General features: G+C 39.2%; 16 protein-coding genes. 8 read left to right on the forward strand and 8 right to left on the reverse strand.

Annotation, left to right across the window (positions count from 1 at the left end):
• Positions 1-9: 9 nt before the first annotated feature.
• Together MBBTH_RS04345 and MBBTH_RS04350 are read right to left on the reverse strand one after the other, a co-directional pair.
• Positions 10-1,236, reverse strand: a complete 1,227-nt coding sequence (locus MBBTH_RS04345) for an HD domain-containing protein (protein ID WP_116591835.1) — start codon at positions 1,234-1,236, stop codon at positions 10-12.
• Positions 1,229-1,537 (reverse strand): hypothetical protein, encoded by a 309-nt coding sequence (locus tag MBBTH_RS04350; RefSeq protein WP_116591836.1) that lies wholly within the window; start codon positions 1,535-1,537, stop codon positions 1,229-1,231. The genes MBBTH_RS04345 and MBBTH_RS04350 overlap by 8 nt, the downstream gene beginning before the upstream one ends.
• 197 nt (positions 1,538-1,734) lie before the next feature.
• On the opposite strand from MBBTH_RS04350, the gene MBBTH_RS04355 reads away from it, so the two are divergent.
• Positions 1,735-2,952 (forward strand): ammonium transporter, encoded by a 1,218-nt coding sequence (locus MBBTH_RS04355; RefSeq protein ID WP_116591837.1) that lies wholly within the window; start codon positions 1,735-1,737, stop codon positions 2,950-2,952.
• A gap of 12 nt (positions 2,953-2,964) precedes the next feature.
• Positions 2,965-3,303 (forward strand): P-II family nitrogen regulator, encoded by a 339-nt coding sequence (locus MBBTH_RS04360; protein WP_116591838.1) that lies wholly within the window; start codon positions 2,965-2,967, stop codon positions 3,301-3,303.
• Between the two features lie 73 nt (positions 3,304-3,376).
• Here the strand turns inward: MBBTH_RS04360 and MBBTH_RS04365 are convergent, their stop codons facing one another.
• Together MBBTH_RS04365 and aroD are read right to left on the reverse strand one after the other, a co-directional pair.
• Positions 3,377-3,982, reverse strand: a complete 606-nt coding sequence (locus MBBTH_RS04365; protein WP_116591839.1) for a S24 family peptidase — start codon at positions 3,980-3,982, stop codon at positions 3,377-3,379.
• Between the two features lie 5 nt (positions 3,983-3,987).
• Positions 3,988-4,665: a type I 3-dehydroquinate dehydratase gene (gene aroD, locus MBBTH_RS04370; RefSeq protein ID WP_116591840.1), complete on the reverse strand. Its 678-nt coding sequence runs from the start codon at positions 4,663-4,665 to the stop codon at positions 3,988-3,990.
• A gap of 128 nt (positions 4,666-4,793) precedes the next feature.
• Between aroD and MBBTH_RS04375 the strand changes: the two genes are divergently transcribed.
• From MBBTH_RS04375 to MBBTH_RS04390, 4 genes are read left to right on the forward strand one after another with little or no spacing between them, the layout of a single operon-like run.
• On the forward strand, positions 4,794-5,519 hold the full coding sequence (locus tag MBBTH_RS04375; RefSeq protein WP_116591841.1) for a hypothetical protein: 726 nt from the start codon (positions 4,794-4,796) through the stop codon (positions 5,517-5,519).
• Positions 5,520-5,532: 13 nt separating this feature from the next.
• Positions 5,533-6,393, forward strand: coding sequence for a succinate--CoA ligase subunit alpha (sucD, locus tag MBBTH_RS04380; RefSeq protein WP_116591842.1), 861 nt, complete (start codon positions 5,533-5,535; stop codon positions 6,391-6,393).
• Positions 6,394-7,596: a hydroxymethylglutaryl-CoA reductase (NADPH) gene (gene hmgA, locus MBBTH_RS04385; RefSeq protein WP_116591843.1), complete on the forward strand. Its 1,203-nt coding sequence runs from the start codon at positions 6,394-6,396 to the stop codon at positions 7,594-7,596. It abuts the gene before it with no gap.
• Position 7,597: 1 nt separating this feature from the next.
• Positions 7,598-7,798 carry a hypothetical protein gene (locus MBBTH_RS04390; protein ID WP_116591844.1) on the forward strand — a complete coding sequence of 67 codons (201 nt, stop codon included), beginning with the start codon at positions 7,598-7,600 and terminating at the stop codon, positions 7,796-7,798.
• On the opposite strand, the gene MBBTH_RS04395 is transcribed toward MBBTH_RS04390, so the two are convergent.
• The 4 genes from MBBTH_RS04395 to MBBTH_RS04405 are packed head-to-tail and all read right to left on the reverse strand — an operon-like array spanning position 7,795 to position 10,154.
• On the reverse strand, positions 7,795-8,436 hold the full coding sequence (locus tag MBBTH_RS04395; protein WP_116591845.1) for a DUF116 domain-containing protein: 642 nt from the start codon (positions 8,434-8,436) through the stop codon (positions 7,795-7,797). The genes MBBTH_RS04390 and MBBTH_RS04395 overlap by 4 nt on opposite strands.
• A gap of 9 nt (positions 8,437-8,445) precedes the next feature.
• Positions 8,446-8,898, reverse strand: a complete 453-nt coding sequence (locus MBBTH_RS04400; RefSeq protein ID WP_116591846.1) for a hypothetical protein — start codon at positions 8,896-8,898, stop codon at positions 8,446-8,448.
• A gap of 38 nt (positions 8,899-8,936) precedes the next feature.
• Complete coding sequence (locus MBBTH_RS10885; protein ID WP_165814026.1) at positions 8,937-9,092, reverse strand: glycyl radical enzyme family protein; 156 nt, start codon at positions 9,090-9,092, stop codon at positions 8,937-8,939.
• A 45-nt stretch (positions 9,093-9,137) separates the two neighbouring features.
• Entirely contained in the window at positions 9,138-10,154 is a 1,017-nt protein-coding gene (locus MBBTH_RS04405) for a hypothetical protein (protein WP_116591847.1), read from the reverse strand.
• A gap of 117 nt (positions 10,155-10,271) precedes the next feature.
• On the opposite strand from MBBTH_RS04405, the gene thsA reads away from it, so the two are divergent.
• Entirely contained in the window at positions 10,272-11,921 is a 1,650-nt protein-coding gene (gene thsA / locus MBBTH_RS04410) for a thermosome subunit alpha (RefSeq protein ID WP_116591848.1), read from the forward strand.
• Positions 11,922-12,339: 418 nt separating this feature from the next.
• On the forward strand, positions 12,340-15,594 hold the full coding sequence (locus MBBTH_RS04415) for a transglutaminase domain-containing protein (RefSeq protein WP_116591849.1): 3,255 nt from the start codon (positions 12,340-12,342) through the stop codon (positions 15,592-15,594).
• Positions 15,595-15,749: the final 155 nt, after the last annotated feature.

Here is a 15,749-nt window from a genome sequence, read left to right on the forward strand (position 1 = left end):
AGTATTCTCCTAAAATAGTTTAATCTGGTCATAATGTATTCCATGGAATTTTTCCCTATCGATTTCAGGTAAATCCAGGTAATTTTCAAGCTTGAACTTCTCGAATTTTGATTTTTCCTCTTCGGGAACATAAACGCTGATGTCTGGTATGTTGAATCTTGCCTTGCTTAACGCTCCAATAATGTTTGAGATTTCAGTCAATGGGTAGAGTTTTCCCTCAACGCTGACCTGGGTTTTCATTTCATCGAAACGAGGATATTCGGCAATGTTTATGAACACGTAATCCTTGTCAAGCCCATAGTCTTCAGCAATCTCCTCTTCAGCCTTTCTGAGTTCCTCTGCCTTGATCTTGTACATCTTTTCCGGGAACTTGAAGTTATCAAGACGGATTGTCTTCACTCTTTTTGGAACAATCCTGTTGTCGAGCCTGTACATAATGTCCTTTGCATAATTGTCTTCGCAACTTCTGAATAATGAGATGATGTCTGTATCGTCATATTTGTAGATGTCATTTTCGTCAATGATTCCCTCATCGATTATTCGTTTTAATGCACGTCTGAACATTGTATTGACGATTCTGGTTGTGTGGTGCTGGTAAACGCTAGGGTACATGAAATATCTTGATACCAATGCCCCTTCGGCTGCCTGAACACCTTTTATGTCAAGTATCAGTCCGTCGTCCAGTGTTAGGTTGGATATCAGTCTCTCGTAATCGATGATACCGTAGGAAACACCGGTGTTATGGGAGTCCCTAAGCAGGTAATCCATTCTGTCGACGTCAAGTTCGCCTGAAACAATCGGGCCGAGGCGACCTTTTCCGTTAATGATGTCAACAATCTCATCGACATCGAATTTCTCTTCAAGCAGGTCTCTCATTGAGGTTTTGGTGATTACGAATTTTGAGAGCTCCTCATGGGGAACTGATAGGACGCCTTCGGATACATGTGAAAACGGACCGTGTCCAATGTCATGCAGTAGTCCAGATGCTCTGATCAGTTCTATCTCATCGCTGTCAAGTTCCAGCTCTTCTGACAGTTTTGATCCGAGATGCATTGTTCCAACGCAATGCTCGAATCTGGTATGGGTTGCGCCAGGATAAATCAGGCTGATTAAACCCAGTTGCTTGATTCTTCTTAAGCGTTGGAATTGGGGCATGTCCATTATTCTCACTTCAAATTCATTTAAACGAATATCTCCATAAACGCTATCTCTGATAAACTTTTTTTTATCACTCATTGTACCAGTCCTCGTATATGTCTTCCCAATCTCCATAATTGGTGTCCCAACCTTCATCCGTATCATTTGTGTATGTAATGTTTTCAATTGTGCTGTTGGTTGTGTTGGTGTCATTTTTTGGTTTGACTGTAGGGACATAATTAATGTCATTTGGTTCAAATGAATCGTCTTCAATTGGTATTAGTTTGTAGGAGTCGTTATCTTCATGTATTGTAAAGCTAGCGAAAGCTGAGCTAATGCAGAATGCAATAACTGCAATTATTAAAAATACAATCAGATTTGCTTTAACTGACCCTCTCATAATAACACTTTTTTAATTTATACTATTATTATCTTTTTAAAGGATATTATATAATGCTTTGGATAAAATAAAGTATTTTTAATGTTTTTTGTTGATTTTTCAAAATGTTTATATAGGATAAGGTATAAATCATTATATCGGAAGCATACTTCCGACAGTATACTTCCGACTAATAAATTAAATAGAGTTAAGATAAAATGGTTATGTTCAGTGCAGGTGATACAGCCTGGATACTTGTCTGCACATTGCTTGTGTTATTGATGAGCATTCCGGCAGTAGCATTTTTTTATGGAGGACTAAGTAAAAGAAAGAACGTTTTAAATACAATGTTTTTAACTTTCATTGCATTTTCAATAATCAGTGTTATATGGGTAATATTCGGTTATCAATTTGCATTTGGAAGTGACATTAACGGTTTAATAGGTGCACCGTCCAACTTTTTCCTGCAGGGAATTGGATTGGATGATTTAAACGGCACAATACCAACATTGCTCTTTGTAATGTTTCAGTGCGCATTTGCAGGACTTACATGTGCAATCATGTCAGGAGCACTGGTTGGAAGGATGAAAACCAAAGCATGGGTCATATTTGTTCCGTTATGGGCATGTCTTGTCTATGTCCCTGTTGCCCACTGGGTATGGGGAGGAGGATGGCTGATGCAAATGGGTGCCCTTGACTTTGCAGGAGGTGCAGTAGTTCACATCAACTCAGGAATTTCCGCTCTTGCGGTTGCATTGGTTCTAGGAAAAAGGAAAAACGACGCTTTGATTCCACATAACTTAGGTTATGCCGTTCTAGGTGCGGCATTGCTATGGTTCGGATGGATGGGATTCAATGGAGGATCAGGACTCGCTGCAGATGGACTTGCAGCAAATGCAATAATAGTCTCAAACGTCTCAGCAGCAATGGGATTGATTGTTTGGACAATAATAGATGTGATGAAAGTTGGAAAGCCAACAGTTTTAGGCGCAATTTCCGGTGCGGTTGCAGGACTTGTGGGAATAACTCCCGCAGCAGGTTTTGTGGACGTGTTTGGTGCATTAATCATCGGTATGTTTGCTTCAATAATATCATACTATTCAATCAACTATCTCAAACCAAAACTCGGATATGACGATGCCCTGGATGTATGGGGCATTCACGGTATGTCTGGAGTGTGGGGAGCAATTGCAACAGGAATATTTGCAGTTCCTGCCGTAGGCGGAGTTGCAGGATTGATTGCAGGAAATCCTGAGCAGGTATTGATACAGATAATAAGTGTTATAGCCACAATAGTCTATTCATTTGTAGTAAGCTATGTTCTTGCCAAAATACTAGAAAAATCATTAAACGGCATAAGAGTAGATGAGAAAGAGGAAATTGGAGGGCTTGATTCCCACCTTCACAAGGAATCCGCATACAACTTCAATTCATAGGAGGGCTAGTTTATGAAACGCATTATAGCAATTATAAGACCTGAAAAATTTGATGATGTCAAAAGGGCACTGGTGGAAGTCGGATGCGATGGAATGACCGTTACTGAGGTAAAAGGAAGAGGAAGCCAAAAAGGAATAAGACAATCATATAGGGGATCAAGCTACTGCATAGATTTGATTCCAAAAACAAGAATAGAGATTGTTGTAAACGATAATGACCTGGACCTCTTTGTAGACACCATCAAAGAGGCAGCACACACAGGAAACATCGGTGACGGTAAAATCTTCATTCAAGATATCGAAAACGTAATAAGAATACGTACAGGTGAGGATGGAGATCAGGCTGTCTAGAAATAGCAATAAATCTTTTAAATATCTCTTCGGGAATGGTGCCAGGCATCATTCCCATTTTTTTTTTAAAAATTTAGTAATCTATGACCACACCATTAATGTCTGAAATGTCAACCCATGTAGTGATGCCCTTGGTTTCATATAGGTATCCGTCAATGTACTCGTATGTGACTTCCTTATTGTCACTAATGAGATGGACACGGTTTCCATCAATCTCATCGACCCTTTTTATGATTCCACCATACTCATCGGATTCTGCCACTACGATGTCCCCGACATGGATGTCATGGGTCTTGTTGAAAAGGACTGTCTGTCCGTCCTGCAGTGTCGGAACCATTGATGTTCCGTCAACATAAACGATGACGGGGATTTGGTCAGGTCCGATGGATGAATCGATATTGACTGTAGGGTCATCAAGGCCATACTTCAGGCAGATGTTCTCAATTCCATTATGCACTCCGGTGATGTTTGTGGTGGTGTCGTCCATGACATTCACTACGTAATCACAGATTTCCTGATTTAGGAGGTCGAGATTGCCGTTTCCAAAATCTTTAGTTTCCACGCTCACGTTTTCACCATCGAGATACACGTCAACGGTGTCATGGGAATTGATCATAAATAAGGCTGAGAATCCTATAAAAATAATAATTATAAAAGCCAAAATGGTCTTTTTAGCCATATGCCTCACTCGTCCATAATGTTTAAATCCATATTCAGCAGCGCCTTCATTGTTTCAATGTCAATCTGGCCGGGAGCGGTCACATCGGTTCCGGCAGCAAAGGTGATCGGTGAATCGAATTTGGATGCCATCACGCGAGTATAGCTTCCCAAATCTCCCATGGAAATGGCAATGGTGTCTTCACAGTGAGACAGAACGGCCAATATTGTCAATGTGTCCTCCAAATCCTGTGGCATGAATGCGACCTTGGCAATATCACCCAATTCATGTTCCTTTTCTACAATGTACATTATCTCATTAAGGTCAGGTGTCTTTTCAAAATCATGATATGACACTATGGTCTTCACGCCTGTGTCATGAATCCTGTTTATGTATTCGTCCTTGGACTGAAGCTCAATGTCAACATAATCGACCAGATTGCAGCATTCATAAAGGATATCAATCCTTTCCTCTTCGCTTCCTTTGAAGGATCCTCCTTCACTGTCAATCCTGTTTGTTGCAATCATAGGGAAGTTGATCTCATTGATTGTATCCTTAATCTCTGAAATATCCGGATTTTTAAGGGCATCTATCCTGAACTCTAAAATGTCGGCACCCTTCTCGATACAATCCTCCGCCACGGCAATTACATCTTTGCAATTTTCCTGAAATATTGGAATTGCAATTTTGGTTTGTGAATACATTAGTTAATTATTTAATTAAGGTTATTAATTAAAGTTTCTTAATGTTTATATAAATTAAAAAACATAATATATACCAATAAAATTTAAAATTTTATTATTTTATTTAATCAATTATACAAGGTGTTAATTTGAAAATTACAGCTATAGGTGCAGACATATCAAAAAATGACGTGTCATGCAGTTCTAAGCTAGTAGAAACTATTGAGAAAAACCTTCAAAGTGTTTTGGATCTGGGCGCAAGGGATGCTGCCTTAACAAATATAACCGGTGATGATGTTGTCATCAGCGCATTTGTTGAGGACGATTTGCTCGAACAGGTCAATGAAGGTATCGTTAATGTTTTAAAGATGAGTGCGGAAAACCTGGGAGACGTATCCGGAATTGCGGACAATCCTGAAGATGCGGGAGAGGGAGTCTCATATGCCGAAGCCAGCATAAGGAAAGATTTCTTCCCGGATGCGATTGTTTTGGGATTTGATACGTACGGCGGTGAAGATTTTGTGGCTGATGTTGCAAATTCAGCGATTGAAGCGGCAAAGGGCATGAAAAACTGTACCGACGTGTCTGACTACATCGAAGCCAAAACAAGAAAGATTCCTGGAGTGGGCTATGTTTCAGATGAAACCGACGACCCAGTGGTTGTGGCCACTGTTGAAAACATAGAGTCCATAGGAGTCATTGCAGGCGCAATGATTGGTGCTGCACTTGGAAACAAGAACGTTTATTTGGTTAAAAGAGGAACAACTTGTAATGTATTGCCGGGCAGCGTGATATTTTCAGCAACTGCCTTCATGAATGGAAATGTAATAGATTTAGCGGTTCCATTTGAAAATAAAACTAGAATATTAAGATGATGGGGGTTTATTTATGATTTTATTAAATGAGGATACAAAATGTATAGTTCAGGGAATAACCGGTAAGCAAGGTTCATTCCACACAGAACAAATGTTAAATTACAATACCAATATTGTAGCAGGATTGACTCCTGGAAAAGGTGGTCAGGACTTCCTTGGAGTGCCGATTTTCAATTCCATGGAAGAGGCTGTGGAGGAAGTTGACATCAACTCTTCAATCATTTTCGTACCTGCAAGATTCGCAAAGGACGCAGCGTTTGAAGCAATCAGACACTTGGATTTGGTCGTAATCATATCAGAACACATTCCGGTCCACGACAGTATGAAAATCATGGCATACGCCAAAGAGATGAATACCACCATTATCGGACCGAACACTCCTGGAGTGATCTCTCCTGGTGTCGGTAAATTGGGTATCATGCCAACACACATCTTTTGTGAAGGTAACGTTGGAGTGATTTCAAGAAGCGGTACATTAACATATGAGATAGCAAGCGAGTTGACCCATGCAGGAATCGGTCAAAGTACCGCAGTCGGAATCGGTGGGGACCCAGTAACCGGGGACAATTATGTTGATATTCTTAAAAGATTTGAAAAGGATGACCAAACCGATGCAGTCGTATTGATTGGTGAAATCGGAGGAACTGCTGAGGAAAGGGCAGGAAAATACATTGCAGAGGAAATGACAAAACCTGTCGTTTCATACATTGCAGGAAGAACCGCACCACCGGGCAAAAGAATGGGACACGCCGGTGCGATTATCCAAGGATCATCAGGTACTGTTGAAAGTAAAACAAAGGCTTTAAACGAAGCTGGAGTTGATGTAGCAGTAAAACCATCAGAAATTGTAGATTTACTTAAAAAGGTTATGTAGATGTCACATCAGGAAATTATCGATAAATTATTAAGCGGCGAAATGAAGCTTTATCAGGTTGATAAGGAAGTGGACGCAAAAGAGGCAACAGATATCAGAAGAGAGTTTTTGGAACAGAAATATGATTTGGATCTGTCCAACATCTCAAATTACACTCTTGACATGGAAAGGGCTTCAGCAAGAAACATTGAAAACTCAATCGGAGTATTGCAATTGCCGATGGGTATTGCAGGACCAATGAAAATCAATGGAGAATACTGCCAAAGGGAAGTGTTCATACCTTTAGCCACCTCTGAGGGAGCATTGGTTGCATCCATCAACCGTGGAGCATCAACCATAACCGCATCAGGCGGTGCAAATGCAAGGGTGGTATCAGACATCATGACCCGTGCACCTGCAATCAAGTGCGAAGGAGTCAGTGAGGCTTTGAAAGTCAAACAATGGTTTGTTGATAATTTCGATGAGTTGAAAGCCATTGCGGAAAGTACAACTTCCCATGGTAAGCTAATAAAAATAGACCCTATATTGATTGTTGGAAGTTATGTGTACCCAAGATTCGTGTTCTCAACAGGAGACAGTATGGGAATGAACATGGTGACAATAGCTTCCGAAAAAATTCTCGATAAGCTGGCTGAGGAAACCAGTGCAGTTCACATTGCATTGAGCGGCAATGTCTGCGTTGACAAGAAACCTGCCGCCATAAACATCGTTGAAGGCAGGGGAAAAAGTGTCATAGCCGACATTTTGGTTCCAAAGGACATCGTTGCCAAAAAGCTCAAGACCACAGCAGAGGCGATTGTTGAAGTGAACACCGCCAAAAACCTGGTCGGTTCAGCCGCAAGCGGAGCGATGGCATTCAATGCGCATTACGCTAATATGGTTGCAGCAATATTTTTAGCGACAGGTCAGGATGCGGCACATGTAGTTGAAGGATCTCTTGGTATCACAACAGCAGAAAACCGTGACGGAGACCTGTATTTCTCAGTGAACCTGCCTGACTTGCCTGTGGCCACCGTCGGTGGAGGAACAAGTCTGGAAGTTGCTCAGGAAGGATTGAACATTCTTGGTGTTGCAGGGTCAAACCATGCTAAGGAATTTGCAGAAATCGTTGCATGTACCGTTTTGGCAGGTGAATTGTCACTTGTTGGAGCATTGGCTGCAGGACACCTTGCAAGAGCTCATCAAGAGCTTGGAAGAGGCTAAAATGAGTGATTTTGAAGAATTGTTTCCAGAGCTGACCCTTGAAACCGATGACATAATCATGGAGTTGGCAATTAAGAAGGATTATTCACAGATTAGGGATTTGGATAAAAGAAAAGAGGAGTTTATCAAGGACTTGCACGATTTCATTGATGAATTCAGTCAAACACCTGAATCCCGTGAATTCATGGCTTTTTTTGATTAGTATTTGGAATCTATCTTTTCAAATACTTTTTTAACATTCACTTTTGTCTCAAAGCATCCTGTCTTTTCAAGCAGGACTCCTTGAGGGTAAAAATCGGAAAGGAGCATCATCATTTGATTCAGGTCTTCATGACATGCCACACCGAGCACGCTTTGAAACTTGTTTTCCATGACTATTTTTTTGACGAAGCTGGATCCAGGCACAATGTATAGCTTGTATCCCATAGGTTCCGCTTTCTTTTTGATGACTCCAATTGAGCACAGTCCGCATTCGGTGCAGTTCAGACCTTCCTTTTGCAGTGTTGCAGGACAGTCCTTGTGCCTTAAGCAATGAGGCAGGAAAATCAGTGTCTTGTCTGCGGGGATTTTCTTGTACTGTTCCTTGTTCAAGTCGTTTCTAACCTTGATTGCGATGTCGTCAATGAGATGGTCGTCCAGGTTCAGGAATTGGGCTATTGTCTTGAGAGGTGAATACAACAAATCGACAATATACAACAGGAATCTTGGGAACTTTATCTGATTCTTCTTGGCCATGAAAAGAGCCAAAATCAGGAATATGATTATCAGTATTGCAATTATGACAATCAGAAAGACCACCAATTGCCCTACGAACATGTAAAAAGAATCGATAAATATCATATTTTCAACCTAAAACTTCTCAATTGTGTAATCGTCAAAATCCCTGTTCAGCTCAACGCCTGTTGCGGTTTTTGTAATTTCGAGTCCTGATAAGCTGTCACAGGAACACAGCACGTTCTGTTCAGGGTGGGTTCCGGGAGTGATGTTGCAGTTTAGGTTTACTTGATCTCCTATTGATATGACGGTTTCAAGGCGTTTTGTTGATGGGTGATCCTTATTTAAAATCACGAGGGGTGAGGACTCCTCACGGCTTAGGTATGCCTGTGACCTGATGGCGCGCTTGTCCTTTTTGAAGTTTGACACTGCAATGATGTCGTCTGATTCTAAAAACTGGACTATTTCCTCATTGTCCTGTGTTGCTATGAACAGCATCTTGTCCTCATAGGCAACCTTGACGACGCCCACGATTCCTGTTTCGCCTTCTAGAAATAGTATCTCATCGTTTTTAAAATCAATTTTCATGTTATCACAAAAAATAAAAAAAGAGAGTAAATGTGAATTTACTCTGCAAGTTCCACGTTGTCACTTTGACAAGATGGACAAACAACTTTCTTTCCTAGTCCTTTAAAGGAATTTCCACAGTCTTTACAATGGTATTTTTTTGTTTTCAATTTTTTCAAGTCTATATCGGCCATTGGTCCTCCACTAGAGCACATTTTAAATCACCTGTTATATTATATATAATATATATTATTAATAGTTTAGTTTTCAAGCTTCCCTCGGATTTCATTCATCATCTCGAGTGTTTTGCCGTCATGGGTCAGGTCAAACTGCAGCTCCATGAAATATAATGCCTGGTTATATAGCTTGTTTTTCTCATATTCTCTGATTAATTCATTGAGGGTTTCTATAATGAACGGATTGACTCCTAACTGGATGTTCTTGCCTTCTATGATTTCAATGCATTCATTGAGGGTGAGTTCCATGTTGTCGTTTTTTGACTGGATATACTTGATTTCAGTGTATGCAAGTGGGCTTGCCTCGAATTCCATGCTATATATGTACAGTGCAAGTGCTGTTCTCATCTGGTTTTCCTCTATGTAGTAGTATCCGAGGTTCCTGTAGCATCTTGCAATGTCTTGAGGGTAATATGAGTATTTCAGGGCGTCGCATGTGCGGATGAAATACTCGTTATATGTGTATGTGTGCACCTTATATATCTCGGTCAGCTCGAGAATTATTCTGGCGGAAACCGGATTTATCCTGATGGCCTTTTTCAGATACTCCTCGGCCTTGTCGTATTCCTGATTTTCCAGAAGAAGAAATCCGTAAACGTAATACAGGTCAAGCAAAGGCTGGCTGTCGGGAATGTATCTCAGCTCCTTTTCGGCACCGATGTACTTTCTGAAAATCAGATCCTCAAGGGGATTTGTGAAGTAGTGGTACTCGCTTACCTTATCGTCCTTGAACATTTCGGGGAATGTCTCCATGAATGCGTTAAGCTCCTCCAGGGGAGTTTCATAGTTTCCGTTCTCGATGTCGTAGTATATGTCGTTGAGGATATCCATTATCGGATTTTCCCTTTCGCTTATCTCGATGAACTCCTGCTTTTCATCATCACTCAGGCAATCCCACATCATGCGTGAAATCTCCTTGATTATCTCCTTGTTGTATGGATGGTCCTTATAGACTTCAATCTGTGAGGACAGGTACTGCCTGTTCAAATCCCTGTTTTCCCCTAAGTTTGCCTTGATTTCTTTTATTATCTCCTCGTACATTAACACACCTAAAGTTAGTTTAATGGGTAACGTTTTTATATTACCTCTTACCTATGTTATAATGTATAAAAACTTAGTTTTATATTTTTATTTAAAAAATTTTTAGGTGATTATTAAATGGCAAATCAACCAATATTTATCCTTCCTGAAGGAACTGAAAGATATTCAAAAAGAGACGCTTTAAGAATGAATATCACAGCTGCTAAAGTATTAGCAGGTATTGTAAGAACAACATTAGGTCCTAAAGGAATGGACAAGATGTTAACAAGCTCATTAGGTGATGTAACCGTAACAAATGACGGTGCAACCATCATGAGAGAAATGGAAATCAATCAGCCTGCAGCAAGAATGCTCGTAGAAACCGCTAAAAAACAAGAAGACATAGTCGGTGACGGAACCACTTCCGTTGTTGTCATTGCAGGTGAATTATTATCTAAAGCTGAAGAGTTATTGGATGACGGAATCGCAACATCAATCGTTGTAAAAGGATACAGAAATGCAACCAAAAAAGCTGTTGAATTATTAAAAGAAATTGCAATTGATGCTGACGATGAAGAAACCCTTAAGAAAGTGGCTGTAACCGCAATGAGCGGTAAAGGTTCAGACTATGCAAAAGAACACTTGGCCGACCTTGTTGTCGAAGCCGCCTTAAGAATCAAGGAAGACGGAAAATCAGACATCGACAACATCAACATCCAAAGGGTTTCAGGTGACTCCGTGGAAGATTCATTCCTTGCTGAAGGAATCATCCTCGATAAGTCCCCAGTATCCAAAAACATGCCAAGAGATGTTCGTGACGCTAAAATCGCAATAATGAAATATCCTATTGAATTGAAGAACACTAACACTGACACTAAAATTGACATCACAAGCCCGGACCAGTTTGAAGCATTCCTCAAACAAGAGGAAGACATGATCAAAGAGCTAGTGAATAAAGTAATCGACTCCGGCGTTAATGTATTATTCTGTCAAAAAGGTATTGACGACATGGCAGAACACTACCTTAAAAAAGCTGGAATCATGGCTTTCAAACGTGTTAAAAAATCAGACATGGAAAGAATCGAAAAGGCTACCGGTGCAAAACTCGTAACAGATATTGACGACTTGTCCGAAGATAAATTAGGTAAAGCAGGTCACGTATACCTTGATAAGATATTTGACCATGAATTGACCTTAATCGAAGAATGTGACAATCCGAAAGCTTCCTCAATCATCTTAAGAGGAAGTACACGTTACGTAACCGAGCAAATCGCAAGGGCACTTGATGACGCATTAGGTGTAGTTGCAGCAACCATTGAAGAAGGAAAAGTCCTCATCGGTGGAGGAGCCTGTGAAATCGATTTGGTAAAACAATTAAGAGAATATGGTGAAACCGTAAGTGGAAGAGAACAATTGGCTATTTTAAAATATGCTGAAGCATTAGAAGTCATTCCAAGAACATTGATTGAAAATGCAGGTTTAGACACCATCAACTTAATTGCTGACCTGAAAGCAGCTCACGAAGACAATCCATTCATTGGAATCAACGTATTCGAAGGTAAAGTAGTTGACATGAAAGAAGCTGGCGTAATCGAACCTTTAAGAGTTAAAATACAAGCTCTCCAATCCGCTGGCGAAGCTTCTGAAATGATCTTGCGTATTGATGACATGATTGCAGCAAGAAATGCACTCAACTCCACCGGACCTGATGAGTCTGGAAACGATGCAAGTGGTATGCCTCCAATGCCTGGTGCAGGCGGTATGGGTGGAATGCCTCCAATGATGTAAAATTTTTAAAATTTTACACCTTTTTTCTTTTTTTAATTATTCATGCTTATTTTTTGATATGCTTTGTTAAACATGTTCTTTTTTATTGTAACTATTTAATTATCAATGTTTTTAGTTCAAATAACTTTAAATCATGCCCTATTTTATCTAATAAGCAAGTAAATTATAGCTCATATTTTTATCATGTAAATCTTCTTTAAAGCTGGTTTCATATTATTTAATGCTTTTAAAGACTAATTAAAAGATAACTTTGCTTAATATTTCATTTTCATAAAGTTTTAGCTTTAATTTTAAAAATTAAACTCATCTAATGGGTTTTAGTAAATACAAAGCTTTATATAAGATATTTGTAATAAATATTTGTACAATGAGAAAAATTCTCATTTGTTTAAATATTTTGTTAAGGAGGTAAATTATTTTGAACAAGAAAATATTACTCACTTTCTTAGTGTTGTTCACTGTTCTATTATCAGTAAGTGCAATCCAAGCAAGTGATGTTAATGTTACAGATTCATATACTACTAACTTAGTAGATGACACATCAGATGCCTCAGTCCCACTGGAGAATACTGCTGATTCATCAGATATTTCTGTATCAAGTGATTCAAATGTTGATAATGATCAATCTAAAGTTTCTCTATCAAGTGAAGAAGTTTTAGAATCTGAAGATTCAAATACTTTATCAACTGACTCGAACAGTAATGAATCTTTGAATAGTAATAATGGGATCGCTGCGGCCTCATCAGAGGATGGGGTTTTGAGTGTAAGCAGTGATGTTTCTTCAAAAATCGATGTATCAAAAACTATTCAAGCGAAAAGCATTACTAAATATTATAAGGGAAGCACACAATATACCGCTACCTTTTTAGATGAAAACGGCAATCCTTTAGCAAATACCAATGTAAAGATTACTGCTAACGGAGTCACCTACACTAAAAAGACAAATGCGCAAGGAGTTGCTTCTTTACCAATCAATCTTAAACCTGGAACCTATAAGGTGGTTGCTGAAAACCCGGCTACCGGATATAAATTGACCACCACTTTCAAGATTGTATCCACAATCTCCGCCAGCGACATATCAAAGGTATACACTGACGGCAGAAAGTTCACCGCTAAATTTTACAAAAGCAACGGTAAGGTTCTGGCTAATAAAAATATCAAATTCAAGATTAATGGAAAGACATATAAAGTTAAGACAAATTCCAACGGTGTGGCTAGTTTATCATTGACTAGCCTCAAGAAAGGAACTTATAAAATAGTTTCTTATAATACTGATGGATTGACCCAAACAAACACTGTTAAAGTAGTCAAATCAACTACTTCTTCTCTAACAGCTAGCAATTATGTTTTCCTTAAAAGTGATACTAAAACAATAAAAGTCAAATTGCTCAACAAGTTCGGATACGCTCCGGGTAAGGGTAAGGTAATAAAATTCACCGTCAACGGTAAATCTTACACTGCCAAAACCGATGCTAATGGTATTGCAAAACTCAAATTGCCGTCATTGGCTAAGGGAGTATACACTGTAAAATACGCATTCTCAGGAAACAGTTTTTACAAGGCATCTAGCACTTCAAGCAAGGTGACAATTATCACTACCCAGACACCTACATTCACCGTAAAAAGTGGAACAACTTTCACTTACGGTAAAAGCAATACATTCCAAGTGGCTGTTACAGCAGCTAGCGTGCCTATTATAGGCAAACAAGTCACATTCAATGTTGACGGAAAGTCTTATACCAAAACAACTAACGCTAATGGTATCGCATCGTTACCTATTGATTTGGTGATAGGCAAACACACAATTACATATTCAATAGCTAAGGATTCTAAATTAAATGCAAAAACCGGATCCTCTGCAGTCACAATCAAGGAAAAAGCTGTCAATACTCATAACGCATATTGGTTATACGGTTCAGATATGAAAAGCGTTAACCTGAAGACTTTAGCGTCTAAAGGAGTAACCGATATCTTGTTGAATTTCAAGGCTTATGAATTATATGGAAAATCAGGTGTCGAATCATGGATTGCAAGCGCTAATGGAGTTGGAATTGATGTTCACATGTGGGTTCAGGCTTTCTATTCTGGCAGTACCGGATGGGTAAACCCTGTTAAAAACGGTAAGGAGGACACTGCATATTTCACAACTAAAATCAATGAAATCAAGACTTATGCGGCAATCAAGGGCCTTGCTGGAATTCACTTGGATTACTTAAGGTATTCAGGTGTTGAAAAATCCAACAATGCTGCTTACCAGACTTCTGGAGGTACCGAAGCCATCAGCTCATTTGTAAAGCAAGTCAAAACTGCAGTTGATTCAATCAATGACAAGTTGATTTTATCATGTGCATTGATGCCTGAGACTACAAGCAGTGCATATTACTACGGTCAGGACTATTCAGTATTGAGCAAATACATGGATGTAGTCGTTCCGATGATTTACAAAGGCAATTACAATAAGGATACAACATGGATTGCTTCAACCACCCAATGGTACGTTGAAAACTCCAAGGGTGCTGATGTTTGGACTGGTATTCAAACATACAAATCCGATGACGATACAACAAAATTGTCAACAGACGATCTCAATAAGGACATATTGTCCGCATTGAAAGGTGAGGCAGGAGGAGTTGTCTTGTTCAGGTATGGAATTTCAAACGATGTGGATTTCAATTCACTGTCCGCTTCATCCTCATCAGTTAAATCAATATCAATCAAGAACATTGTAACTGGTGCTACCAATTTGAAGACATTCTATGCATCCCAGGGCAGATTGCCTAATACAGTAACAACCGGCGGATTCACATTCACTCTGCCTGAATTCCTCTACTTGATGAGTCAAGCAATATATCAAATAAACAGTTCCAACACTAAGGATATCATTATAATTACTGGAGTTGCAGAACCTTCCGCTCCTTCCGGAGACAGTATAAGTTCTAAAAAGTTGTATAGCTTTGCAACAGTTGCCAAAAACGTTGCGGTATTCATAAGCACTAACAATCATGCTCCTAATTATGCTTCATCCGATGTGGGTAAAATCATTTATTCCGAATTGATTGATTCATTTTCAAGAGCATTGGCATTCTATGGTACAGAAAACAGATTGCCTGGTTATGTAACCGTAACTTATGCTTCTACATCTCCAGGATCAGGTTCAGGCTCAGGGTCTTCTTCATCCTGTTCAGGTTCCGGATTAAATGAGAAATGTACTGAAACTGATTTAGCCAAATATCTTAAAGCCACAACAAATTGTCAAGTTGGCGATCCAGCAATCAAATCTGTTGTCAATTCATTGATTTCAGGTTTAACAGATGATATGGCTAAAGCTAAAAAAATCTTCAATTATGTAAAGGACCACACAGCCTACAGCTTCTATTATAATACCAAATACGGAGCTAAAGGTACATTAAGTGCCGGAAAAGGTAATTGTGTCGATCACTCACACCTGTTGGTTGCGATGTTCAGGACAGCAGGACTTGAAGCAAGATACGTTCACGGTACATGTAAGTTTTCCAGCGGAAGTACATACGGTCACGTATGGACTCAAGTTTTAGTCGATGGAAAATGGTATGTTGCTGATGCAACAAGCTCAAGAAACTCTTTAGGTTCAGTATCCAATTGGAATACAAACTCATTTAGTTTAAATGGTATTTATGCCAGTTTGCAATTCTAATTGATATTTTTCCTTTTTTTCTTTTTTTGAGGCTGACTCATAATTTTTGTGTTTAAATTTTTTTTCTTATTTTATTATCCTTTAATTTTATATACTAGGAAGTACAATCTATTATTAGAGTTAATTAACTTTTTGGTTGTGTTTTTTATGGTTTT

The sequence above is a fragment of the Methanobrevibacter thaueri genome, assembly GCF_003111625.1.
Taxonomy (GTDB): Archaea; Methanobacteriota; Methanobacteria; order Methanobacteriales; family Methanobacteriaceae; genus Methanocatella; species Methanocatella thaueri.